Origin of the sequence: Micromonospora sp. DT44, assembly GCF_049841635.1 — a bacterium.
Classification (GTDB): Bacteria; Actinomycetota; Actinomycetes; order Mycobacteriales; family Micromonosporaceae; genus Micromonospora.
This window is the reverse complement of sequence record NZ_JBNCKS010000081.1, coordinates 1-23,451: the sequence shown is the minus strand read 5'-3', so window position 1 is coordinate 23,451 and position 23,451 is coordinate 1. Positions and strand designations below refer to the sequence as shown.

The following is a 23,451-nucleotide window of genomic DNA, read 5'->3' as shown; positions in this document are numbered from 1 at the left end:
CGACATCGTCCGCGCCGCTCTCCACCTCACCCATTTCGAATACCGATACCTACCGGATTCTTGTTGAGATCACGTCACTGGCCGCACGGGTGACCTGGAACAGATCACCCGCCCGCACGGCCGTCGGATTTCCGGTCGCGCCACGTCTTGAGATGATCACTCGCCTCGACCAGGCGGGGGCACGAACCGTCCGGCGTGCATCTGGTGCAGACGTTGCGGTGGTGGAAGTCGATGACGTAGGTCGCCACCGTCACGAGAAACGGCGGCTCCGGCCGGGGCTGCTCACCCATCATCGCGATCACCTCGCTGGGACGACGCCGCGCCCTTCCCTCTCGACGAGGGCGGCACGGTGAGCCGGTAGGCCCCGGTGCGGGCCGGGAAGCTGGTCCGCTCCCCCACGTCGATCGGCTCGTCTGGACGGTGAAACCACTTCCAACGGCACATCGCCTGCCTCCGAGATCAATGCGAGTAGGGCATCTACCAGGCACGATCCTGCGTCCACCAACAATCTGCAACGTCTCATATCGAAAACCGCGCCTCGAGATTGACGCCGTCTCGTTTGGCCGGTCATTCTGTTCCAGATGAGACAGAGAGGCCACGTGAGGTGAGACCGGAGGCCGGATGAGTGAGGTCGGTTCGTCAGTTCCGCGGCGGCAACTGGGCCGGCTTCTGCGCCAGGCACGTGAGGAAGCCGGGATCAACCTCGAGGCTGCCGCCAGTGACCTCGAATGGTCCCGGGCCAAGATGTACCGGCTGGAAAGCGGTCAGACTGCGCTGCGCACCCATGACGTGGTCTTGATGTGTCAGCTCTACGGCACGTCTGCCGAGCTGACCGAGGTGTTGGTCAGTCTCGCTCGGGAGAGCAAGTCCCGGGGGTGGTGGCACGCCTATGACGAGGTGATCCCGGGTTGGTTCGAGTTGTACGTGGGGCTGGAGGCGGCCTCCTCCGCCATCCGCCAGTACGAGCCGACCCTCATACCCGGGCTCCTGCAGACCCCGGAGTACATGGCCGCGGTGTTCGAGACCAAACCCGGGCGTACCCCGCAGGAGGTGGCGCAGAAGGTCGCCTTACGGATGCAGCGGCAGAAGTTGTTGATCAGGCGTAGTCCTGCGGCACCGCGTCTTGACGTCGTGGTCGACGAGGCCGTGGTCCGCCGACCCATCGATGACATCGAGGCTTGGCGGATGCAACTCGCTTACCTGGTCAACGCCGCCTAGGCACCGAACATCGCGGTCCGGGTGCTGCCACTGGGGGTCGGTCCGCACCGGGCATCCGTGGCCGGCGCCTTTGTCCTGCTCGATTTTCCGGCAGTCGGCACTCGGCCGGCCGAGCCCAGCACGGTCTACAGCGAGTCGCTGACCGGTGGCCTCTACCTCGATCGTCCGGCCGAGGTCCAGACGTACTCTGAGGTCTGGCAGGCGCTTTGGGATCTTGCCCTGCCCGAGCGCGCGTCGGAGGATCTGGTGAGCACAGTGATCAAGGAGACCTACGATGAGTGATCTGACCGGTGCCCGCTGGCGCACGAGCACGCGTAGTGGAAATGAGGGCAACTGCGTCGAGGTCGCGGACAATCTTCCCGGTGTCGTGGCCGTTCGGGACAGTAAGGACGTCGAAGGGCCGGCGCTCACCTTCACCCCGGGGGCCTGGGCCGCATTCCTGGCGCACACCAAGACTGCCGGAGTAGCGCCCAACGCGTGATCGACTCGACATCGTGGAAATGGGGGTGTCAGATGCGTATGGACACCCCCATTTCCGTGAACCGGAGTCGATCAAGCGCCCATGCACGAAGCCCTTCGCCCTGGTCAGAGCCACCGAACGGCGAGCGGTCCGGTGTCGTACGCGCGGCGGCCCGGCACGGTGAGGTCCGCGCCGGGCCGGTGTCTCGGATGCCGCTCAGGTGGTCTGGCGGCGGGTCTTCAGTGCGGTGTCGATCAGTTCCCACACCGCGATCCCGGCGGTGGTCAGCGCGATGATGACCCCGAGGATCTCGCGATTGTCCGCGACGGCCAGCCAGTCGAGCCGCTCACCGAGGGCCGGGTTGAGCAGTCGGTCGGAGAGCGCCAGCCACACCACCGGCACCGTGAACGCCAGGTTGAGCAGCGCCTTGGTCGCGAACAGCCGCCAGCTCCAGCGCCCGATCCGGTACTTGACGATTTCGAACACCACGTCGAGGACCAGCACGCCGATCAGCGCCGGCAGCCAGAACGACCAGAGGGCCGGGTCGAGGAGCGGGATGTTGTCACCGTTGGTGTCTCGTACCCAGGACTGGAAGTGCTGCCACGGCAGGTAGCCGATGAACACCACCAGCATCGTCACCGTCGCGATGGTGTCGACGAGCGAGATGTCCCGGTGCGCGGGGACGTCGGGGAGCTGGTCGACGGTCCATTCGGGCAGGTCGACGGTCGGCTGGGACCGCTCGATGAGGACGAAGACCAGGGTGAGCCAGAAGCAGATGTGCACCGCCACGTGCAGGGCGACGACGAGGCCCGGGCCGATGGCGCCGAAGCCCTTGCCCTCGACGACCGCGACCACCGCGACCACCGTGCCGGCGAGCGCCGGAATGAAGCTGAGTAGCAGCTTCAGCAGCCGCAGCCAGATCAGGTAGTAGGTCGGGCCGAGGAGCTGGAGCCGGCGGTCGGCGTAACGTGCGGCCAACCGATCGGGGTTGCCCAGTTCGGTGAGCACCTCCCGCTCGGCGGCTGCCGCGTCCGCGCCGCCCCCCGTCCGGTCCTCGATCATGTCCTCGATCGAGGCGCGCAACTCGGTGGAGATCTCGTCGCGGCGCGGGGCGGGCACCGAGCGCAGGGTGGCGGCGAGGTAGCGATCGGTCAGGGTGTTCATCGGTCGACTCCTTGGATCAGGCCGTTGATGGAGGTCTGTACGGCGGCGAGGTCGTCCAGGAGCCGGCTCAGCATCGACTCGCCCTCGTCACTGGTCCGGTAGAACTTGCGCGGCCGGCTCTCCTCGGTGTTCCACTCGCTGGTCAGCAGGCCCTGGTCCTCCAGGCGGCGCAGCAGCGGGTAGAGCGTGTTGGCGTCCACCGGGAAGCCGTGGTCGGTGAGCCGTTGGAGCAATGCGTAGCCGTAGTCCGGTCGCCGGAGCGCGACCAGGCTGGCCACCACGACGGTGCCTCGACGCAACTCCTGCAGGTGCGTCCGTAGAACGTCCTCGCTAACCATGTGTCACACCATACTGTGTGCCACACAATATTGTCCAATACAACATCATCGTGTGTGCCAAGCCCTGCCCCGACCGCTACGACGTGCGGGGCGCCCGGTCGACACCGGACGCCCCGCCACCTGCTCCGACTCAGCAGGACACGCCCTGGCGGAAGTTCCGCTCGACGAAGCTCGCCGGGCCGACCTGGAAGTAGCCGACGCCCGGCCGGATCGGGTGCCCGGTGAACAGCTCCACCCGCGACCCGACGCGAACCAGGTACGCCTCGGCGTCCCCCGCGTCGTTGCGGATCAGCGACCCGCGCGGACCGTAGATCGCCTCCAACTCCGCGAAGGACATGCCGACCCGGGCCCCGGCCGGGGACTGCGGCGGCGCGGTGGCCGTACCGACCTCCACCAGTAGTCCGTCGCGGAAGGCCAGCAGGAGCACACCGGCCCAGGAGCCGGTCGCACCGGCGTTCACCACCGTGCCGCAGCCCGGCGCGGTCCAGTCGATGCGGCCGGCCGCGGTGAGCGCGGCCAGGCTGGCGCCGATCCGGTACGCGCCGGCGCCGCCGACGCTGAGCACCTGCGGGTGGGTGTGCCCGGCGGCGGAGAGCGGGGCGTACGCCGAGGTGACACCGCCGGCCGGGGACGCTGCCGCCGCCGGGCCGGCGACGGTCATCGGGACGAGCGTGCCGAGCGCCAGCGCCGCAGTGGTGACAAGGGTCAGGGGACGTTTCATGATGCGCTCCTTCGGTGATGGGTCTCCTGCCCTGTTAGTCACCGCGCCGGCATCAGCGGTTCGTCGGGTTGACGACCGACCGGGTCTACTGTGGAAGGGACCGAGCTGGCCGGGGGTGACGCGGTTGACGGCTCCGCAGCGGATCGGGTCCTACACCATCGAGCGACTGCTGGGCGTCGGCTCGTTCGCGACGGTCTGGTTGGGCTACGACGCGGTCCTCGACGCCCGGGTGGCGATAAAGGTGCTGGCCGAGAACTGGAGCCATGACCTGCGGGTCCGGGAACGCTTCCTCGACGAGGCCCGACTGTTGCGCCGTCTGGAGCACGAGCGGCTGATCCGCGTGCACACCGTCGGTGAGTTGCCCGACGGCCGCCCGTACGCGGTCCTGGCCTGGGCGGACCGGGGGAGCCTGCGGGACCGCCTCGCCCACGGCGAGATCCCCGCGCCGACCGCGCTGCGGCTGCTGGGCGAGGTCTGCGCCGGGGTCGCCGTGCTGCACCGGCACGGTGTCGTGCACCGTGACCTCACCCCGGGCAACGTCCTCTTCCGCTCCGCCGGCCCGGACGCTCCCGATGCCGAGCAGGTGCTGATCGCCGACCTCGGCCTCGCCAAGGCGCTCGCCGCCGCCTCGGGACTGACCGCCCGGGCCGGCACCCCCGGTTACATGGCGCCTGAGCAGGACGACCCGGGAGCGGTGGTCGACACCCGCGCAGACGTGTACGGGCTCGGCCGGCTCGGCGTCCGGCTGCTGGCCGCCGACCCGTCGGGCGCGCATCCCCACCCGCCACGACCCGCCCCACAGATCCGACTCCGCGACGGCGTGCCGCCGGGAGTCGCGGCGGTGCTCGCCCGAGCCACCGCATACCACCCGGGCGACCGCTATCCCGACGCCGCGGTCCTGCACGCCGCCTTGGCTCGCGCGAGCGGCTCGGCGCGGAGACCGGCCAGCCCGGTTGCCGCGAGCACACGGCAGGGGCCGCCACCGCGCCGTCCACGCCGGTCGCTGCTGACCGGGGTGGCCGTCGTGGTCGCCGTGGCGCTGAGCCAGGTGGCGGCCGAGCCGGGCGGCACCGGGTCGGGCCGGTCGGCTGGCGACGCGTACACGACCGGGCCGTTGACCGTGGCGTTACCGCCCGGCTGGTCCGCCACGGGGGCGACCTGGGCCGGCCAGTACGGCCCCGACGGCGAACCCGAACCGGCCCTGGTGATGTCGCCGCGACCCCGCCGCTGGGCCGCCGACCCCCAACTGCCCGGCGCGTTCGTCGGCCTCTCCGCCGCCACGGCGGCACGCACCACGCCGGCCGGATTCCTGGCCGAGCGTACGCACGGGGACTGCGCGCCCGCGCCGGCCCGCACCACCCGACAGGCGGGCGTGGAGTGGACGGTGGTGCTCTACGCCTGCGACCAGGGTCGGCCGCGGATCGTCGAGTCGGCCGGCCGGCACCCCGACGGTTCCGCCCTGGTGTACGTGCAGATCGCCCCGCCGGTGGGCAGCGGGCCGGAGTTCGTGGACACCCTGCTCGCCGGTGTACGTGTGCGCTGACTCGCCCGTGGGCAGACCATGTCGCCGGGCGCGGGTCAGCGGACCACCACGGTGATGGTGTGCTCCCGACCCTCCTTGGGGATCATCACGGCGACGGTGCCGGGGCGGACGAAGCGGACGTCCACCACGCCCGCCTCGTACTGCTGGGAGACCAGCTCCGGGCGGTCCACCGTGACGAGCCCGGGCCCGATTCCCTGGATCCGCAGCACCGCACCGGTCGCGAAGCACAGCGATCGCAGCAGCTCGATCTCGGTCTCGGCGAGTGGCAGGTCGTAGCGGACCGCGCCCTGACAGGCCGGTGTCGCGGCGGTCGGCGGGGGAGTCGTTCGGGGCGTACCCCTTGGTTTGGGTGGTGCGGGCGGGCGGCCGCTGGTCGGCGGCGGTCGGGACGGCGACGCGGTGGGCGCGGGGGTCGCGGAGATCGCCGGCGGTGTCGGCGTCGGACGGGTCGGGCCGGGCGGCTGGACGGGCAGCGGCGAGACGGCGTCGTCGCCGCAGGCGGCGACAGCCATGGTGGCCGCGAGGAGGACGGTGAGCCGGCGGACCGATGACGGGATCATCCGGCGCCGAGCCGTTGCCGGACCTGCCTCCGGGCCAGGTGCAACCGGGACTTCACCGTGCCCACCGGGAGGTCGAGCAGGGTGGCGATCTCGGGGTAGCTCAACCCGAGGACATCGCGCAGGGCCACCACCTCGGCGTGGTCGGGGTGGACCGAGTCGAACGCGTCGAGCAGATCGAGGCGGGTGCCCGCGACCACGCTGGTCCGCCGGGGGTCGGCCTGATCGGGCACCGGAACACCGCCGGCCTCCAGTCGGCAGCGGCGACGCAACGTGCGGTACGTGGAGCGGGCCCGATTGGCGGCCAGTCGGTGCAGCCAGGTACGGAAGGAGGAGCGACCCTCGAACCGGGTGATGCCGCCGGCCAGCGCCAGGAGGGTGTCCTGGCAGGCTTCCTCGGCGTCCTCGCGGTTGGGCAGGAATCGGGCGCACACCCGCAGCGCCTCCGGACGCACCGCGACGAGCAGGGTGTCCAGCGCCGCCGGGTCGCCCTGCGCGGCGCGGCGGGCCAGGGCGTCGAGGTCAGCGGGGTCGGGCATGCCGGGTGTCCAATGCTCGCCGGTGGCCGATCCTCAAGCGTACGGCCGCCGGTGCTGGTCCGTCCTCGTCCGGTCCGGCACCCGACCCGGGCTACTCGAAGCGGGACACGTCTCCGGCGCCCCGGCGCAGGATCTCCGGCTCCGGCCCGGACAGGTCGATCACCGTCGTCGGCTCCATGCCGCACTCGCCGGCGTCCAGCACCGCGTCGAGCTGGTGGTCGAGCTGTTCCTTGATCTCCCACCCCTGCGTCATCGGCTCCTCCTCGCCGGGCAGCGTGAGGGTGCTGGACACCAGCGGTTCGCCCAGCTCGGCGAGCAGCGCCTGGGTGACGGTGTGCCGGGGGACCCGCACGCCGACGGTCCGCTTCTTCGGGTGCAGCATCCGGCGGGGCACCTCCTTGGTGGCCGGCAGGATGAACGTGTAGCTGCCCGGCGTGGACGCCTTCACCAGGCGGAACACCGCATTGCTGATCTGGACGAACTGGCCGAGCTGCGCGAAGTCCCGGCAGACCAGCGTGAAGTGGTGCCGGTCGTCGAGGTGACGGATCTGCCGGATCCGGTCCAGCCCGTCCTGGTTACCGAGCTGGATGCCGAGCGCGTAGCAGGAGTCCGTCGGATAGGCGACCAGGCCGCCGCCACGGACCAGGTCGGCAACCTGCCGGATCACGCGGGGCTGCGGGTTCTCCGGGTGTACGTCGTAGTACCTCGCCATCCGTCGAGCCTAGGCCTGTCCGGTGCGAACAGGAGACGCGGACCACCCTCGGCGCGGACGGTGGAGCCGCCGAGATCACCTCGGTAGGGTAGGTGCCGGTCGGCTCCGACCACCTAGATCCACACCGCCGGGGGGCGCCACGCATGGCTGATTCGTTCGCGCATCTGCACGTGCACACCGAGTACTCGATGCTCGACGGAGCGGCCCGGTTGAAGGACCTGTTCGCCGAGGCCAACCGGCTGGGCATGCCGGCGGTGGCGATCACCGACCACGGCAACATGCACGGCGCGAACGACTTCTACAACCAGGCGATGGCCGCCGGGATCACCCCGATCCTGGGTGTCGAGGCGTACGTGGCGCCGGAGTCGCGCTATCACAAGGCGCGGGTCAAGTGGGGTCGGCCGGAGCAGAAGAGCGACGACGTCTCGGGTAACGGCGCGATCACCCACAAGACCATGTGGGCGAAGAACGCGCGGGGCTTGAAGAACCTGTTCACCCTCAACTCGCGCGCCTCCATGGAGGGGCACTACGTCAAGTGGCCCCGGATGGACATGGAGCTGATCGCCGAGCACGCCGAGGGGATCATGGCCACGACGGGCTGCCCGTCGGGGGCGGTGCAGACCCGGCTGCGGCTGGGGCAGTTCGACGAGGCGCTCAAGGTCGCCGCGAGCTACCAGGACATCTTCGGCAAGGAGAACTACTTCCTCGAGATCATGGATCACGGCCTCTCCATCGAGAGTCGGGTCCGCGAGGGGCTCACCGAGATCGCCCGCAAGCTGGACATCCCGCCGGTGGTCACCAACGACTCGCACTACACGCACGAGGCGCAGGCCACCGCGCACGACGTGCTGCTGTGCGTGCAGACCGGCAGCAACATCGACGACCCCAACCGGTTCCGGTTCGAGGGCGGCGGCTACTTCGTCAAGAGCGCCGACCAGATGCGCGCGGTGGACTCGTCCGAGCTGTGGCAGGAGGGTTGCCGCAACACCCTGCTGGTCGCCGAGAAGGTCGACCCGAAGGGCATGTTCGAGTTCCACAACCTGATGCCGCGCTTCCCGGTGCCCGACGGGGAGACCGAGGAGTCCTGGTTCCGCAAGGAGACCTTCGCCGGCCTGGGCCGCCGCTACCCGAACGGCATCCCGGAGGGGCACGTCGTCCAGGCCGAGTACGAGCTGGGCGTCATCAACCAGATGGGCTTCCCGTCGTACTTCCTCGTGGTCGCCGACTTCATCCAGTGGGCGAAGAACCAGGGCATCGCGGTGGGGCCGGGCCGTGGTTCGGCCGCCGGCTCGCTCGTCGCGTACGCGTTGGGCATCACCGACCTGGACCCGATCCAGCACGGGCTGATCTTCGAGCGGTTCCTCAACCCCGAGCGTGTCTCGATGCCGGATGTCGACATCGACTTCGACGAGCGTCGGCGCGGTGAGGTGATCAAGTACGTCACCGACAAGTGGGGCGAGGACAAGGTCGCCCAGATTGCCACCTTCGGCACGATCAAGGCGAAGGCCGCGATCAAGGACTCGGCCCGGGTGCTGGGTTTCCCGTACGCGGTCGGCGACCGCATCACCAAGGCGATGCCGCCGGCCGTGATGGGCAAGGACATCCCGCTCACCGGCATCTTCGACGCGAAGCACCCCCGCTACGCCGAGGCGGGCGAGATCCGCGGCCTGTACGATTCCGACCCGGACGTGCGCAAGGTGATCGACACGGCCAAGGGCATCGAGGGGCTGATCCGGCAGACCGGTGTGCACGCCGCCGGCGTCATCATGTCCGCCGAGCCGATCATCGAGCACATCCCGTTGATGCGCCGCGACGCGGACGGGGCGATCATCACGCAGTTCGACTACCCGACCTGCGAGTCGCTCGGCCTGCTGAAGATGGACTTCCTCGGCCTGCGCAACCTGACGATCATCGACGACGCCGTCAAGAACATCGAGCTGAACCACGGCCTCAAGCTCGATCTGCTGGCCCTGCCGCTGAACGACAAGGCCGCGTACGAGCTGCTGGCCCGCGGTGACACCCTGGGCGTGTTCCAGCTCGACGGTGGGCCGATGCGGTCGCTGCTGCGGTTGATGAAGCCGGACAACTTCGAGGACATCTCGGCAGTGCTGGCGCTGTACCGGCCCGGCCCGATGGGCGTCGACTCGCACACCAACTACGCGCTGCGCAAGAACAACCTCCAGGAGATCACGCCGATCCACCCGGAGCTGGAGGAGCCCCTGCGGGAGATCCTGGCGCCCACCCACGGCCTGATCGTCTACCAGGAGCAGGTGCAGCGCGCCGCGCAGATCCTCGCCGGCTACACGCTCGGCCAGGCGGACCTGCTGCGCCGGGCGATGGGTAAGAAGAAGAAGGAGATCCTCGACAAGGAGTTCATCCCGTTCCGGGACGGCTGCCGCGAGCGCGGCTACTCCGACGAGGCGATCCAGGCCGTGTGGGACGTCCTGGTGCCGTTCGCCGGGTACGCCTTCAACAAGGCGCACTCCGCCGCGTACGGCCTCGTCTCCTACTGGACGGCGTACCTCAAGGCGCACTACCCGGCCGAGTACATGGCGGGGCTGCTCACGTCGGTCGGTGACGACAAGGACAAGATGGCGCTGTACCTGTCCGAGTGCCGTCGGATGCGCATCCAGGTGCTGCCGCCGGACGTGAACACCTCGGCCGGGCCGTTCACGCCGGTCGGCAAGGACATCCGCTTCGGCCTGGCCGCGGTCCGCAACGTCGGCGCGAACGTGGTCGCCTCGATCATGCGGTGCCGCCAGGAGAAGGGCGACTACACCGACTTCTACGACTTCCTGTCCAAGGTGGACGCGGTGGTCTGCAACAAGAAAACGATCGAATCGCTGATCAAGGCCGGTGCGTTCGACTCCATGGAGCACCCCCGCAAGGGACTGCTCGCGGTGCACGCCGACGCCATCGACGCGTACGCCGACGTCAAGCGCAAGGAGGCCGTCGGCCAGTACGACCTGTTCGGCGCCGGGTTCGGCGACGCGGACACCGGCAGCACGACGGTGATGCCGGTGATCGGCGACAGCGAGTGGGAGAAGCGCGACAAGCTGGCCTTCGAGCGCGAGATGCTCGGCCTGTACGTCTCCGACCACCCGCTGTTCGGCCTGGAACACATCCTGGGCGCGGCGGCCGACACCACGATCGCGTCCCTGGCCGAGGACGGCGCGGTGCCCGACGGATCGGTCGTCACCCTCGCCGGCATCCTCTCCGGGGTACAGCGGCGGGTCACCAAGCAGGGCCGGGCCTGGGCCTCGGCGACCCTGGAGGACCTGGCTGGCGGCGTGGAGACGCTGTTCTTCCCCAACACCTACGAGGTCATCGGGCAGTACATCGCCGAGGACGCCATCGTGGTGGTCAAGGGCCGGGTGGACCGCCGCGACGACACCCCGCGCATCATGGCGATGGACATGTCCATGCCGGACGTCAGCACCAGCGCCACCAACAAGCCGGTCACCCTCACCATCCCGGTGCACCGCTGCACGCCGCCGCTGATGGAGAAGCTCAAGGAGACCCTGGTGCTGCACCCGGGCGACACCGAGGTGCACGTCAAACTCCTCAACGGCGGGCGCACCACCACCCTGCGGCTGGGCCCGTTCCGGGTGGCGGCGACGACCGCGCTGATGGGTGACCTCAAGAGCGTCCTCGGCCCAGCCAACGTGAGCTGACCTGGCCTCGGTCCGCCCTCGGCCCGCCGCGCCGCCCGCCCTCGCCCGCCCCGCCCCGCCCCGCCGATCATGGAGTTGTGGTGGGTGGCAAAGCGCCCATAACCGCGTTTTGTGGGCACCACCACTCCATGATCGACGGGGGCGGGCGCGGGGGCGAGGGCGGGGGCGGGGCGGGGCTCAGCTCTGGTTGGGGGCGGCGATTTCGCGGAGTTGGCCGTCGGTCAGGCGCAGCCAGCGCTGGACGCCGATCTCGGTCAGGAACCGCTCGTCGTGGCTCACCACCACGAACGCCCCCTGGTACGCGGTCAGCGCGCTCTCCAACTGGGCGACGCTGACCAGGTCCAGGTTGTTTGTCGGCTCGTCGAGCAGCAGCAGTTGCGGCGCCGGCTCCGCGCAGAGCACACAGGCCAGGGTGGCGCGCAGCCGTTCACCGCCGGAGAGCACCCCGACGGGCAGGTTGACCCGTGCGCCCCGGAACAGGAACCGGGCGAGCAGGTTCATCCGCTTGGCGTCCGGCAGGCTCGGCGCGTACGCGGCGAAGTTCTCCGCCACCGTCCGGTCGGGGTCCAGCAGGTCGAGCCGCTGCGACAGGTACGCGATCCGCCCGTCGGCCCGTTTGATCTCGCCGCTGGCGGGTTCGAGGTCGCCGTTGACGAGGCGCAGCAGGGTCGACTTGCCCACGCCGTTCGCCCCGGTGAGCGCGATCCGCTCCGGACCCCGGATCACCAGGTCCGCACCGCCGCCGCCGAGCAACTCCCGGTCGTCGAAGCGGGCACGCATCCCCGTACCCGTGAAGACCGTCCGTCCGGCCGGGACGGTGGTGTCGGACAGGTCGACGGTGATCGTGTCCTCGTCGCGGACCGCGCGACCGGCCTCGTCGAGTCGGGCCTTGGCCGAGCCGAGCCGGGCGGAGTGGGTTTCCTGCGACTTGCCCGCCGACTCCTGCGCGCTGCGCTTGAGCCCACCGGCGACGATCCGGGCCAGCCCGGCGTTCTTCAGGTTCTTCGAGGCGTTGCTGGCCCGCCGGTCGGCCCGTTCGCGGGCCTGCTGCATCTCCCGCTTCTCCCGCTTGACCTCCTGCTCGGCGTTACGCAGGTTGCTCTCGGCCACCTCGCGCGCTGCCCGCACCGCCTCCGTGTACGCGGTGAAGTTGCCCCCGTACCAGTGGATCTCGCCGCGTTCCAGCTCGGCGATGCGGTCCATCCGGTCCAGCAGTTCCCGGTCGTGGCTGACCAGCAGCAGACACCCGGACCAGTCGGTGAGCACGTCGTAGAGCTTGTGCCGGGCCGCCAGGTCCAGGTTGTTGGTCGGCTCGTCGAGCAGCAGCACGTCCGGACGGCGCAGCAGCTGTGCCGCCAGCCCGAGGGAGACCACCTGGCCGCCGCTGAGCGTGTGCAGCGGCCGGTCGAGCGACAGATCGCCCAGACCGAGGCGATCCAGCTCGGAGCGGGTGCGCTCCTCAATGTCCCAGTCGTCGCCGATGGTGGCGAAGTGCCTCTCGCTGGCGTCCCCGGCCTCGATGGCGTGCAGCGCCGCGACGCGTTCGGCGACGCCGAGCACCTGCGACACCGCCAGGTCGCCGGCCAGCGGCAGGGTCTGCGGCAAGTACCCGAGCAGACCGTCGACGGTGACGCTGCCGCCGCCGGGCCGCAGGTCCCCGGCGATCAGCCGCAGCAGGGTGCTCTTGCCGGCGCCGTTGGGCGCGACCAGGCCGGTGCGACCCCCGGGGACGCTGAAGGACAGATCCGAGAAGACCGGGGTGTCATCCGGCCAGGAGAAGGACAGGTTCGAGCAGACGATGAAAGCGTCAGACATGGTGAATGACCTCAAGGGTGGGCTGGGCGTGCGTAAGCCGCCCGACGACGAACGGGACCGGTGGAACGACGACCCGGCCACCACGGCTCCGCACAGCGCGCCGAACCGATGGCCGAACACGTCCGGTCTCACCCGGAGATGTCGTCGTCACCCGCCATGTCTGGTCCCCTTGGTCGTACCGCTAACCCAACGGAGCGAGTCTAACAACGGATCCCCGCCCCGCCACTGCGTTAGATTGCAAAGGCCGGTGTATAGGCCAGGCTATAGTTGCTCCATGTCTCATGAGCCGCCACGTCGCTGGGCGATCAAGACGACAAGCGAGGTCCGCGACTGGTTGCGATCGCTGCGTCAGGCCGATCCCGCGACGTATCGGTCGGTCAACGTGGCGATCGACTTACTCGCGGAGACCGGGCCGGGCCTCGGGCGTCCACTTGTGGACACCCTCCGAGGCTCTGCCATCAGCAACCTCAAGGAACTCCGACCGAGGTCTGGGCGAGACGTCGCCGTTCGGGTGCTGTTCGTCTTCGACCCCTGGTCTCAGGCCGTCCTGCTGGTGGCCGGCGACAAGGCGGGGGATTGGAATCGATGGTATGACAAGGCGATTCCGCTGGCCGAGATCGCGTACGAGGGCTGGCTTGCCTTCGAGAGGAAGCGGAGGGAGGGCTGATGAGCGACTTCCATGATTGGAACGACATCCGGGCCGAGCTGCACGACGGGGACGATGAGGCGCTCGACGCCGAACGTGCCCGAACGGAGGCGTGGATCAGCGCGTTCCACCTCGCCGAAGAGCGGAAGCGGCTGGGTTTGACCCAGCGACAGGTGGCCGAGTTGATGGGTGTCACGCCCGGCCGTGTCAGCCAGATCGAGAATGGTGATCTGGAGGCCAATGAGGTCGCGACGCTGAGCCGATATGCACGAGCGCTTGGCGCCCGGATGCGCATCATCTTCGACTACGGCGACGACTTGCGGCAGATCGCCTGATCTGTCGACCACGAGGTTCGCCGGCTACGGCAGTCGTTGATCACGCGTCCAGCGCTGCCTGACGTCGCAGAGAAGCTAGCGGGGGCGGTACTCGACCTCGGGGCGGCCGGGGGTGCCGTAGCGGGGGTGGCGGGCGGCGCTGTCTATCGTCACCAGGTACTCCAGGTAGCGGCGGGCGGTCACCCGGGAGATGCCGGTCGCCGCGCTCACCTCGGTCGCGGACAGCCCCACCCCCGGGCCGGACCCGTCGGCCAAGGCCGCGCGTACCCGGGTGAGGGTCTGCGCGTCGAGCCCCTTGGGCAGGCCGTGTCCGGTCGCGCCGCGCAGCGTGGCGAACATCCGGTCCACGTCGTGCTGGGCGGCCACCTCGCCGTCGGCGAGCGCCTGTGCCCGGTAGTCCGCGTAGCGGTCCAGCTTGTCGCGGAACGCCGCGAACGTGAAGGGCTTGAGCAGGTAGTGCGTCACCCCGAGGGAGACCGCGGAGCGCACCACCGCGAGGTCCCGCGCGGACGTCACCGCCAGCACGTCAACGCTGCTGCCGGCCGCGCGCAACGCCCGGCAGACGTCCAGGCCGTGCAGGTCGGGCAGCCGAAAATCCAGGAGTACGAGGTCCACGTCGCCGCCGTCGTTGGCGCGCAGGGCCGCCATCGCCGCCCGTGCCGTGTGTGCCACCCCGACCACCGCGAAGCCGGGCACCCGCTCGGTGTACGCGGCGTGCGCCTCGGCCAGCAGCGGCTCGTCCTCGACCACGAGCACCCGGATGTCGTTCACGACCGTGTCCCCGGCAGCCGGACGGTGAACAGGCTGCCGCCGGCGTCCGAGCGGGTCACCTCGGCGCTTCCGCCGTGGCGGCGGATCACCTGCCCGATCAGCGCCAGCCCGAGCCCCCGCCCGGTGCTCTTGGTGGACCAGCCGCGCCGGAAGGCGTCCGCCACCCGCTCCTTCGCCAGCCCGGGTCCGCTGTCGGCGACCCGAACCACCAGTTCGTCGTCGATGGTGCCGACGAAGACCCGCACGGTGCGCGGCGGGGGCGTACCGGCGACGGCCTCCAGGGCGTTGTCGACGAGGTTGCCGACGACGGTGAGCAGGTCGTTGGTCGGCAGCGGGCTGTCGTCGAGGTGGCAGTCCGGCTCGATCACGAGGTCCACGCCGCGCTCTCCGGCCTGCGCGGACTTGCCGAGCAGCAGGGCGGCCAGGGCCGGCTCGGTGACCGCGTCGACCACCCGGTCGGTCAGTTGCTGGGCGAGGGCGAGGTCCCGGGTGCCGAGCCGGACAGCCTCGTCGGCGCGGCCCAGCTCCACCAGCGTGAGGACGGTGTGCAGACGGTTGGCCGACTCGTGCGTCTGCGCCTGCAAAGCCTGGGTGAGCGCGCGCACGGAGTCCAGCTCGCTGGCCAGGGTTCGTAGCTCGGTCTGGTCGCGCAGGGTCAGCACGGTGCCGAGCGCCGCCCCCTCGAAGCGGGCGGTCCGCTGGTTGGCCACCAGCACCCGATCACCGGCCAGCAGAGGCTCGTCGAGGGCGTCGCGGCCGGCCGCGAGCAGCTCGGCCACCGCCGGTGGCAGGTCGATGTCGGCCACCGGCTGATCGGTGACGGGCTCGTCGCCTTCGAGGCCCAGCAGTCGCCGGCCCTCGTCGTTGATCAAGGCCACCCGCCGGTCGGTGGTCAGCACCACGAGACCCTCGCGCACCGAGTGCAGGACCGCGTCGTAGTACTCGTACATCCGGGTCATCTGTGTCGGTCCCAGGCCGTGGGTCTGGCGGCGCAGGCGGCGGCTGAGCAGCCACGAACCGGTCGCGGCGAGCGCGAGCGCCGGTGCCGCGACGCCGAGCAGCACGGGGAGCTGACGCAGGAGCTTCCGGTTGATCGTGCGGGTGGTGATACCCACCGAGACCAGGCCGATGATGCGCCGCTCCTGGTCGTACACCGGGACGACCGCGCGCACCGACTCGCCGAGCGTCCCGACGTTGGTGGTGGTGAACGCGTGGCCCGCCAGGGCGGGCCCGATCTCGCCGACGAACGGCTCGCCGATCTGCTTCTGCGTGGGATGGGAGAAGCGGGTGCGGTCGGGGGCCATCACCACCACGAAGTCGGTGCCCGTGGCCTTGCGGGTCGACTCGGCGTACGGCGCGAGGGTGCTGGCGGGGTCGGCGGTCGTGAGGGCGGCGCGGACGTCGGGGGAGTTGGCCACGGTCTGCGCCACCGCGAGCACCTCCTCCTGGGCGGCCTGGCGGGAGTCGGCGCGGGCCAGCCAGACAGCGCCCGCCGCGCCGGCCAGCACGAGCAACGTCACCACCACCGCCTGGAGGGCGAAGAGCTGCCCCGCGATGCTCCACTGCCGTCGGGCCACCTCCGGCACCTCCTCGGACTTCTCCCGGTCAGCGGTGAACAGAATGACCGCAAGGCTGTCAACGGGTGAGACGCGCTTCACATTGTCGACATGGACACCACCGCATCCACCACCACGGCGGAACCGTCGGCCCGCCGGGACCGTACCCGTTACCTGTACCTGGCCGTCATCGTGGCCGTGCTCGCCGGCATCGTCGTCGGCCTGGTCGCTCCCGAATTCGGCAAGGAACTCAAGCCCATCGGCACGGGCTTCGTCAACCTCATCAAGATGATGATCAGCCCGGTCATCTTCTGCACCATCGTGCTCGGCGTCGGTTCGGTCCGGCAGGCCGCGAAGGTCGGCAAGGTCGGCGGCCTGGCTCTCGGCTACTTCCTGACCATGTCGACCGTGGCGCTCGCCATCGGCCTGGTCGTCGGCAACCTCATCCACCCCGGCTACGGCCTCGACCTGGGTCAGGACCTCGCGGGCGCCGGCAAGGCCGCCGCCGGAGACGAGGCCGGCGGTACGACTGAGTTCCTCCTCGGGATCATTCCGACGACGCTGCTCTCCGCGCTCACCGAGGGCGAGGTGCTCCAGACGCTGCTGGTCGCGCTGCTCGTCGGCTTCGCCGTACAGGCGCTGGGCCGACGCGGCGAGCCCGTCCTCGGCGCGATCGCCGTCATCCAACGGGTCGTCTTCAAGGTCCTCGCGATGATCATGTGGCTGGCGCCGGTCGGCGCGTTCGGCGCGATGGCCGCCGTGGTCGGCGCGACCGGCGTGGACGCCCTCAAGAGCCTCGCCCAGATCATGGTCGGCTTCTACGTCACCTGCCTGATCTTCGTGCTGGTGGTGCTCGGCGCGCTGCTCTGGTTCATCGCCCGGATCTCGATCTTCTCGCTGCTGCGCTACCTGGGCCGGGAGTTCCTGCTGATCCTGTCGACGTCGTCGTCGGAGTCGGCGCTGCCCCGGCTGATCGCCAAGATGGAGCACTTCGGCGTCAGCAAGCCGGTCGTCGGCATCACCGTGCCGACCGGGTACTCCTTCAACCTCGACGGCACGGCCATCTACCTGACCATGGCGTCGCTGTTCATCGCCGACGCGCTGGGCAAGCCCCTCGCGATCGGGGAGCAGATCTCGCTCCTGCTGTTCATGGTGATCGCGTCCAAGGGCGCGGCCGGCGTTACCGGCGCCGGGCTGGCCACGCTGGCCGGTGGCCTCCAGTCGCATCGCCCGGACCTCGTCGACGGGGTCGGCCTGATCGTCGGCATCGACCGCTTCATGTCGGAGGCGCGCGCGCTGACCAACTTCGCCGGCAACGCGGTGGCGACCGTGCTGGTGGGCACCTGGACCGGTGAGTTCGACCGGGAGCGGGCGGCCGAGGTCCTGCGCGGCGACGACCCGTTCGACGAGGCGACCATGCTCGACGACCACGACCACGACCACGACCACGACCACGACCACGACGACGAGACGGCCGAGCCGCGGCGGTCCGACGACGACCAGGCGATTACCGCAGGTGTGAGAGCCTGATCCGGAGCTTGGAAGCCCTCTGCGGTCCCCTGCTCATCGCTGACGAGGTCGTGACCGCGTGGCGTGGCGAGCGGCGCGACCGCAGGGGGTTCCACCGAAGCCGACCACTATCGGGAGGGCCGGTCCGGGAGCGCGAACGGATCCGCCAGGCCGAGCATCCGGTGTAGGTGAGTGACCTGCTCACGCCCCTGCGCGACCGGTTCGCTGGGCACACCGCGCTGAACAGCGCGCAGCAGTCCTTCTGCGAGCGCTGGCCCATCATCCTCGCGCGCTGCCACCGTGATGACAATCCGTTCGCTCTCCGTCGGGTTGCTCACGAGGTCGTCCATGGTGAGGCGTCCGAAGATCTTTCTCAGGTTCGCCGCGGAGAAACCCGGAGCATCGTCAACCAGTTGCCGGATGAGCAGGCTCCGCTGCCGTGGCAGAGGCGTGAGCGCGAAGGCCCAGGCGTACTGCTCGGCCCGCATGTCGCGCCGCTGCGGATCCGCTGGCGACAGCAGTAGTTGCAGAAAGAGCGCCGCCTCGGACACCAGGAAGGGCTCACCGTCGATCTCATGCAGACCGGGAACGCCAACTTCTTGCCAGTACGGCATCAGGTCGTAGAGGCATTCCCGAACGTCGTGTCCGGTCTGCACGAACGCCGACCGACGCAGGGACCGCCCGATTCGGCTGTCCGCCGCGACGAACACGTCCGGCGCCATGGCAGCTACCCGACCATCAAGCGGCTGGGTGCCCGGACGGGCATCCGGTGGCCAGGGCAGCGACTCGTAGACGCTGATATCGGCGCCGTCCTCGGGGCGTACCTCCAGACGTGTGGGAGACACATCAAGCCGCCATGCCACGCGAAGTGTCTGCCACATCCGCTTGCGGTCCTCGGCGTCGAGCTGGCTCTGCCACAGCAACGCCAGCCGTCGCCAGTTGTCGACGACCGGCTCCCCGACCAACTCGACCGCGTCCACGGGGCCGTCCGACAACAACAGCACGAAGCAGGCCAGGTTTGCCGAGAACGCCGCCTGCCGTACGGCGGCCGGTGTCCGCCGCGGCTCGTATTCGCCTCTCGTCCAGGTGGGGTGCGGATATCCGACGTCAGGCAGGAGATCCAAAGCCAGCTCGCGGCACATCCCACGCTGCCGTGGGTCCAGCCGCGCGAGCAGTCCCCGACAGAATTCCCACAGCGGAGTTCGTCGGGTGATGGTGACGAATGATGTCGCCCCGTACAACGGGCCGGGATCGATCACACCCTGACGCCGTCGTTGGTGGACGCGTTCATCGGCGAGATCGACAAGGGCGGAGACAATCTGTCGGGCGGCCAGAAAATCGCCGAAGGTGGCGTGCAGGAATTCGAAGCTGCGTTCCGGCCCGCTGGTGTCCCGGGTCGCTCGCGACTCGTGGATGAAGAAGAACCGACCGACCATCAGCTGGCTCATGGTGAGTGCCCGGTCGGCAGACTCGGCCGACGGCGAGCGCAGGTCTTCTTTCCACAGCAGGTGCGGGATGTCAGCATCCAGCTCGGCTTCCAGGATCACATCACCGCCCCGGTTCAGGATGGCGATGGCGACCGCCATCAGACGGCGCCACTCCGCGGCGATCTCGTGAGCGCGTTGGTCGTCGGTGTAGCCGCGCTCTTGTTTATCGACCTCGCGTTCGACGAAATCAGCGAAGAGTCGCTCGTAGAGTTCCACGCGGCGCATGTCGCCCTCGGCGTTCTGTAAGCCGTTGTCACCTGCGTCATAGAGCGCCAGCAGGAGAAGCAGCAGTGGCTGGCTCGCTAACTCGCCATGGGCGAGGGCTGTTTCGGCAGACAACGGCCGCAATCCCCGGGCGGCGAGGCTGGCACCGTTGTGGTCGTTCCACACGTCGAGCCACGCCCGGATCTGCGGTTCTCCAAACGGCTCGAGTCGCAGCACCACGGAGTTGTCCGGGAACCGCGCTCGGTCGGCGACCACGGTACGGCTGGTGACGAGCATGGCAACCGGGCGGTCAAGTTCCTCCTCGCGCTGCTGAAACAGCCGGATCTGGTCGAGGTAGTCCGCATGGTTGATCCCGGTGGCTTGCAGCAACTCGTCGAAGCCGTCCAGGATGACGACGGGCAGAGCGTCGCCCGCGCGGCGGGCGAGGTCGGGCCAGGAGACTCGTTCGCCGAGCATCTGCACGAGCGCCTCCTCGATCTGCCCCTGGATCGAGGAGTCAGCGGGAACGTTGCGTAGTTCGACTCGGATGACCAGGAAGTCGGCCGGAGGAAGCCGGGCGGCGAGAACCCTCGTCATCGCGGATTTGCCCGAGCCGGGCTGACCCAGTACTACGAGCGGGCTCTCGATGGCGTGCGGTCCGGTCAGGTGCGCCAGCAGGAAGGCATGGACGTCATCGAGGCGGGTGGACCGTGACCACCACGTCTCGGTGGCGGGAAGATCGTAGGGCCCGGCCACCGCGACCCGGCCGTGCGGGTTGACGTACCCCTTGCCCAGGCTGGGAAGCACGACGTGGCGAGGCGCATGCGCGGAGGCCAGGATGGCTCGGTCCAATCCGGCCCGGTACCGCCGGCCGAGACCGGCCAGGACGGCGTCGACGGCGGTCGCAGCCGACACTGCGCGCAGGTCGGCAAGTTGTCTGGACAGGTCGGCGACCGAGTCCCGTAGCAGCGCGCGGGTGGCCTCGGTGTCGACCATGCTCGCCCAAACCCCGAACTCGGGGGCCTGCGTGATGAGTTCCCGGTACGCCTGCGTGTACCGGTCGATCGCGATCCGGCGTACGTCTCCTTCGATGGCCGCGATGGTCTCGGTGACCCGATCGTCGCGTCCCTCGAAGGCGCTGAGGCCGTGCAGGAAGTCCCGCAAGGCGGCTGCCGCTGACCCGAAGTAAGCGCCGAGTGCGCCGATGGTCATCTCGAAGGGTTGGTGCGGCGCGGGCATTGGAGGCGGTGTGTCGATGAGCACCCGCACCAGGTCGGCGTAGCGGTCGACGAGCGCGGTTGAGGTGGTGATGGCGACCTGTTCGCCGGCGGTCAGTGCGGCATCTGCCAGGTCGACCTCTGGGTGCTCGGCCAAGGCGATCTCAAGTGCCTCATAGAAGGCGGTGACGACGATGATCGCGTGAGCGGCTACGAGACGTTGCGTGCGGTCGAAACGCCGGAGGCCGGTGATCCGCTCGTGCAGGCCGGCCATTGCCGCGTTACCCCAGGTGATCAGTTCGCGGCCCAGGGAAAGGAAGTCGGCCCCGCCGAGGCCAGCCGCGGTCAGGCCAGCGGCAACCATGCTGCTTGTCGCGCCGACTGTTCGTATCACAGGATTTTCCGGGCTGCCAAGTAGACGAGCCGCGTCGGCATAGCAGAGCGGGCGGGAGCGCATGTGCCGCACGGTAGTGCAGCGACTACGGGCGGGCAACGCCCGCCTTCTCCGTCCCCCCGGGCAAAGCGGGATGGTGCTCCGCTCGCCGGCGTTCCTCGTGCCTGAGCGAGCCGCGACGGGACCTACCCCGACATGGACTCGGAACCGAAGGTCGCCTTCGCCTCGGTGGCGCAGCGGTATCGGCCGGCGGACCAGCTAGCCCCAGTGCGCCCGGAAACCCCTCGTCGCGCGGAGGCGGCGTGGAGAATGAGATGCCGGGGAGGGGCGCCGCGACGACTCGGGGGAGTTAGGCGTGCGCGGACCGAGCCTCGTGGGCCGGCTTCGTCGCCGTGACCCGAACGGCGCCGTCCTGCGGCGCGCGGCCCGGCTGACCCTCGTTGCGTCCGTCCTCTTCTACGCCTGCCGCTACGGCGTGGGCAGCCCGCTGCTCGCCACGTACGCGCTGTTCGGCACGATCGCCGCCGGGGCGTTCGCGCAACTGCCCGGGCCGGCGTCACAACGGGCGCGGATCCTCGTCACGTCGCTGCCGGCGGTCTGGGCGCTGATCGCCGCCGGCACGCTCCTGGCGTGGAGCACCTGGGCGGCGGCCGGCGGGATGCTGGTCATCGGGTTCGTCGTGGCGTTCGCCGGGGTCGGCAGCCCGCGCCTCGTGGGTCTGGCCAGCGCGTTCCAACTCTTCTACATCCTGGCGTCGTTCCCGCCGTACCAGCCGGACAGCCTGCCGCAGCGCCTCGGCGGGGTGACCCTCGCGATCGTGCTGCTCGCCGCGGCCGAGGTGGTGCTCTGGCCCGACCCGGTGCCCGTCTCCTACCGGCAACTGCTCGCCCGAGCGGCGGACGGCGTCGCGGCCTTCGTCGACGCCACCGCCGACGCGTTGACCGCCCCCGGCCACGGTGCTCCGGACGGGCGGCGCGAGCGGGCGTACGACCTGGTGGCCGTGCTCGGGTTGGCTCGCAACCCCCGCGAGTCCTCACCCACCGCGGCCGGGGCCCAGGACCGGGCACTGCGGATCTCCGCGGCGGCGCTGCGGGAGGTGCTGGCCACGGCGGACCGGCTCGCGACGGACGCCCCGTCGACGCCGATCCCGGACCTGGCGGCGGCGCGGCTGCTGCGCCCCTGCGCCGACGCGATCCGGGCCGCCAGCCGCAGCCTGCTTTCCGGCGCGCCCCAGGTGGACCTGCGGGACCTGGACGCCGCGATCGGCGCGGCTGAGCCGTCGGTGGGATCGGGCCCGCCGGACGTACCCCGGATGTGCCGGGACGCGACCGCGCTGGCCCTCGCCGACCAGGTACGGATCTTCGCCGTCGGCACCCGGATCGCCGCCGGGGCGCGCACGGCCGACGTCGACGCCTACCCCCGGCTCTTCGAGTACGCGCGACACAGCGCGTGGACGCTGTACCGGCGACAGTTCCGCGCCCACCTCGCACCCCGCTCCGCGCACCTGCACAGCGCGCTGCGACTGGCGGTGGCGCTGGCGATCGCACGGGTGGCGGCCGGGGTGCTGCACCTCAACCACGGTTTCTGGGTGCTCCTGGCGACTCTCACCGTTCTGCGCACCTCGGCCGCCGACACCCGCACCGCGCTGCGACCCGCCGTGCTCGGCACCATCGCGGGCGTGGTCGCGAGCGGCCTGCTGGTGCTCGTCGTGCAGGAGCCGGTCGTGTACGCCGTCGTACTGCCGGTCGCGTTGCTGCTGGCGTTCGGTGTCGGTCGCCTGCTCGGCCCGGTCTGGCAGCAGGCGCTGTTCACCCTGCTGCTGACCGTCGTGTTCACCCAGCTCAGCCCCGAGGGGTGGCGGCTGGCCGAGGCGCGGCTGGTCGACGTCGGGCTCGGCGCGGTGATCGGCGTGCTCGCCGGTGTGGCCATGTGGCCGCGCGGAGCCGGCCACGACCTACGGCACAACGCCGCCCGCTACCTGGCGGCCAGTGGGACGGCGGTCGAGCGCACCGTCGAAGCGGTGCTCGGCGACGCGCAGAGACCCGAGCACGACTTCGACCAGGTCGGCCGGCGGATGATCCTGGTCGACTCGTCCTACTGCCAGTACCACTCCGAGCGTCACGACCCGGGGCGCGCTCAGCTGAACTGGGACGCCGCCCTGAGCGCCGGACACCACGTGGTGCCCGGCGCTGAGTCGTTGCTGCGCCGCAATCCGCCCGGCTGCCTGGCCGGCTGGCCGGCGGCAGCGGCACTGCTGCGGGACACGGCCGGGCACCTGCGGTCGGCGTACGACGACCTGGCCGACGAGGTGACGCACGGTCAGCCGGCCGGGGCGATGCCCGTACCGATCGACTGCGTCGACGAGGTGGACCGGCTTGGTCCGCTGCTCGGCGACGTCGACTCCGCTGCGGTGCGGCACCTGGTCGAGGTCGACAGGTGGCTCGCCGGGCTCGCCGACAGCCTCACCCGGATCCACCCGGACGCCGACGCCACCCGACGACCATGAGCCGGTCCGGTCAGACACCCCAGGAGCTGAGGTGTCAAGCTGCGGTGGGTTGTGGGCGGTGTGACCAGGCGGTTGTCGGGTTGTA

The 23,451-nt window shown here is 70.1% G+C and carries 17 protein-coding genes and 2 pseudogenes; 9 read left to right on the top strand and 10 right to left on the bottom strand.

Annotated features, from left to right (window positions below):
• The 3 genes and pseudogenes from ACLQ25_RS30205 to ACLQ25_RS30195 all read left to right on the top strand — a co-directional run.
• On the top strand, window positions 1-353 hold a 353-nt coding region (locus tag ACLQ25_RS30205; protein WP_425734138.1), incomplete at its 5' end, for a hypothetical protein.
• 268 nt (window positions 354-621) lie between these two features.
• Window positions 622-1,500 (top strand): annotated as a pseudogene (locus tag ACLQ25_RS30200) (helix-turn-helix domain-containing protein).
• Entirely contained in the window at window positions 1,493-1,699 is a 207-nt protein-coding gene (locus ACLQ25_RS30195) for a DUF397 domain-containing protein (RefSeq protein ID WP_425734137.1), read from the top strand. The pseudogene ACLQ25_RS30200 and the gene ACLQ25_RS30195 overlap by 8 nt, the downstream one beginning before the upstream one ends.
• Window positions 1,700-1,894: 195 nt before the next feature.
• Here the strand turns inward: ACLQ25_RS30195 and ACLQ25_RS30190 are convergent, their stop codons facing one another.
• From ACLQ25_RS30190 to ACLQ25_RS30180, 3 genes are all read right to left on the bottom strand, one after another.
• Window positions 1,895-2,842: a permease prefix domain 1-containing protein gene (locus ACLQ25_RS30190; protein WP_425734136.1), complete on the bottom strand. Its 948-nt coding sequence runs from the start codon at window positions 2,840-2,842 to the stop codon at window positions 1,895-1,897.
• Window positions 2,839-3,180 carry a PadR family transcriptional regulator gene (locus tag ACLQ25_RS30185; RefSeq protein WP_396802445.1) on the bottom strand — a complete coding sequence of 114 codons (342 nt, stop codon included), beginning with the start codon at window positions 3,178-3,180 and terminating at the stop codon, window positions 2,839-2,841. The genes ACLQ25_RS30190 and ACLQ25_RS30185 overlap by 4 nt, the downstream gene beginning before the upstream one ends.
• A gap of 130 nt (window positions 3,181-3,310) precedes the next feature.
• Window positions 3,311-3,901: a hypothetical protein gene (locus tag ACLQ25_RS30180; protein WP_425734135.1), complete on the bottom strand. Its 591-nt coding sequence runs from the start codon at window positions 3,899-3,901 to the stop codon at window positions 3,311-3,313.
• Window positions 3,902-4,016: 115 nt separating this feature from the next.
• On the opposite strand from ACLQ25_RS30180, the gene ACLQ25_RS30175 reads away from it, so the two are divergent.
• The gene (locus ACLQ25_RS30175; protein ID WP_425734134.1) at window positions 4,017-5,444 is read left to right on the top strand and encodes a serine/threonine-protein kinase; all 1,428 of its coding nucleotides are present in this window, start codon (window positions 4,017-4,019) and stop codon (window positions 5,442-5,444) included.
• 35 nt (window positions 5,445-5,479) lie between these two features.
• Here the strand turns inward: ACLQ25_RS30175 and ACLQ25_RS30170 are convergent, their stop codons facing one another.
• From ACLQ25_RS30170 to ACLQ25_RS30160, 3 genes are all read right to left on the bottom strand, one after another.
• Window positions 5,480-6,004 carry a hypothetical protein gene (locus ACLQ25_RS30170; RefSeq protein ID WP_425734133.1) on the bottom strand — a complete coding sequence of 175 codons (525 nt, stop codon included), beginning with the start codon at window positions 6,002-6,004 and terminating at the stop codon, window positions 5,480-5,482.
• Window positions 6,001-6,540 (bottom strand): RNA polymerase sigma factor, encoded by a 540-nt coding sequence (locus tag ACLQ25_RS30165; RefSeq protein ID WP_425734132.1) that lies wholly within the window; start codon window positions 6,538-6,540, stop codon window positions 6,001-6,003. Before ACLQ25_RS30165 ends, ACLQ25_RS30170 begins: the two co-directional genes overlap by 4 nt.
• A 91-nt stretch (window positions 6,541-6,631) precedes the next feature.
• A complete protein-coding gene (locus ACLQ25_RS30160; protein ID WP_425734131.1) occupies window positions 6,632-7,252 on the bottom strand; it encodes an L-threonylcarbamoyladenylate synthase in 621 nt (206 codons plus the stop codon).
• A gap of 143 nt (window positions 7,253-7,395) precedes the next feature.
• On the opposite strand from ACLQ25_RS30160, the gene dnaE reads away from it, so the two are divergent.
• Window positions 7,396-10,926, top strand: coding sequence for a DNA polymerase III subunit alpha (gene dnaE, locus ACLQ25_RS30155; protein ID WP_425734130.1), 3,531 nt, complete (start codon window positions 7,396-7,398; stop codon window positions 10,924-10,926).
• Between the two features lie 177 nt (window positions 10,927-11,103).
• Here dnaE and abc-f read toward each other — a convergent pair whose 3' ends face one another.
• Entirely contained in the window at window positions 11,104-12,741 is a 1,638-nt protein-coding gene (gene abc-f / locus ACLQ25_RS30150) for a ribosomal protection-like ABC-F family protein (RefSeq protein ID WP_425734129.1), read from the bottom strand.
• 274 nt (window positions 12,742-13,015) lie between these two features.
• Between abc-f and ACLQ25_RS30145 the strand changes: the two genes are divergently transcribed.
• A complete protein-coding gene (locus tag ACLQ25_RS30145) occupies window positions 13,016-13,408 on the top strand; it encodes a type II toxin-antitoxin system RelE/ParE family toxin (protein WP_425734128.1) in 393 nt (130 codons plus the stop codon).
• Window positions 13,408-13,722, top strand: a complete 315-nt coding sequence (locus ACLQ25_RS30140) for a transcriptional regulator (RefSeq protein ID WP_121654474.1) — start codon at window positions 13,408-13,410, stop codon at window positions 13,720-13,722. The genes ACLQ25_RS30145 and ACLQ25_RS30140 overlap by 1 nt, the downstream gene beginning before the upstream one ends.
• Window positions 13,723-13,797: 75 nt before the next feature.
• Here ACLQ25_RS30140 and ACLQ25_RS30135 read toward each other — a convergent pair whose 3' ends face one another.
• The gene (locus ACLQ25_RS30135) at window positions 13,798-14,493 is read right to left on the bottom strand and encodes a response regulator (RefSeq protein ID WP_425734127.1); all 696 of its coding nucleotides are present in this window, start codon (window positions 14,491-14,493) and stop codon (window positions 13,798-13,800) included.
• A complete protein-coding gene (locus tag ACLQ25_RS30130) occupies window positions 14,490-16,070 on the bottom strand; it encodes a sensor histidine kinase (protein WP_425734126.1) in 1,581 nt (526 codons plus the stop codon). The genes ACLQ25_RS30135 and ACLQ25_RS30130 overlap by 4 nt, the downstream gene beginning before the upstream one ends.
• A 90-nt stretch (window positions 16,071-16,160) precedes the next feature.
• On the opposite strand from ACLQ25_RS30130, the gene ACLQ25_RS30125 reads away from it, so the two are divergent.
• Window positions 16,161-17,579, top strand: a complete 1,419-nt coding sequence (locus tag ACLQ25_RS30125) for a cation:dicarboxylate symporter family transporter (RefSeq protein WP_425734125.1) — start codon at window positions 16,161-16,163, stop codon at window positions 17,577-17,579.
• 2,672 nt (window positions 17,580-20,251) lie between these two features.
• On the opposite strand, the pseudogene ACLQ25_RS30120 reads toward ACLQ25_RS30125, so the two are convergent.
• A pseudogene (locus ACLQ25_RS30120) lies at window positions 20,252-20,923 on the bottom strand (hypothetical protein); the annotation flags it as partial.
• Window positions 20,924-21,215: 292 nt separating this feature from the next.
• Here ACLQ25_RS30120 and ACLQ25_RS30115 point away from each other — a divergent pair.
• Entirely contained in the window at window positions 21,216-23,366 is a 2,151-nt protein-coding gene (locus ACLQ25_RS30115; protein ID WP_425734124.1) for an FUSC family protein, read from the top strand.
• Window positions 23,367-23,451: the final 85 nt, after the last annotated feature.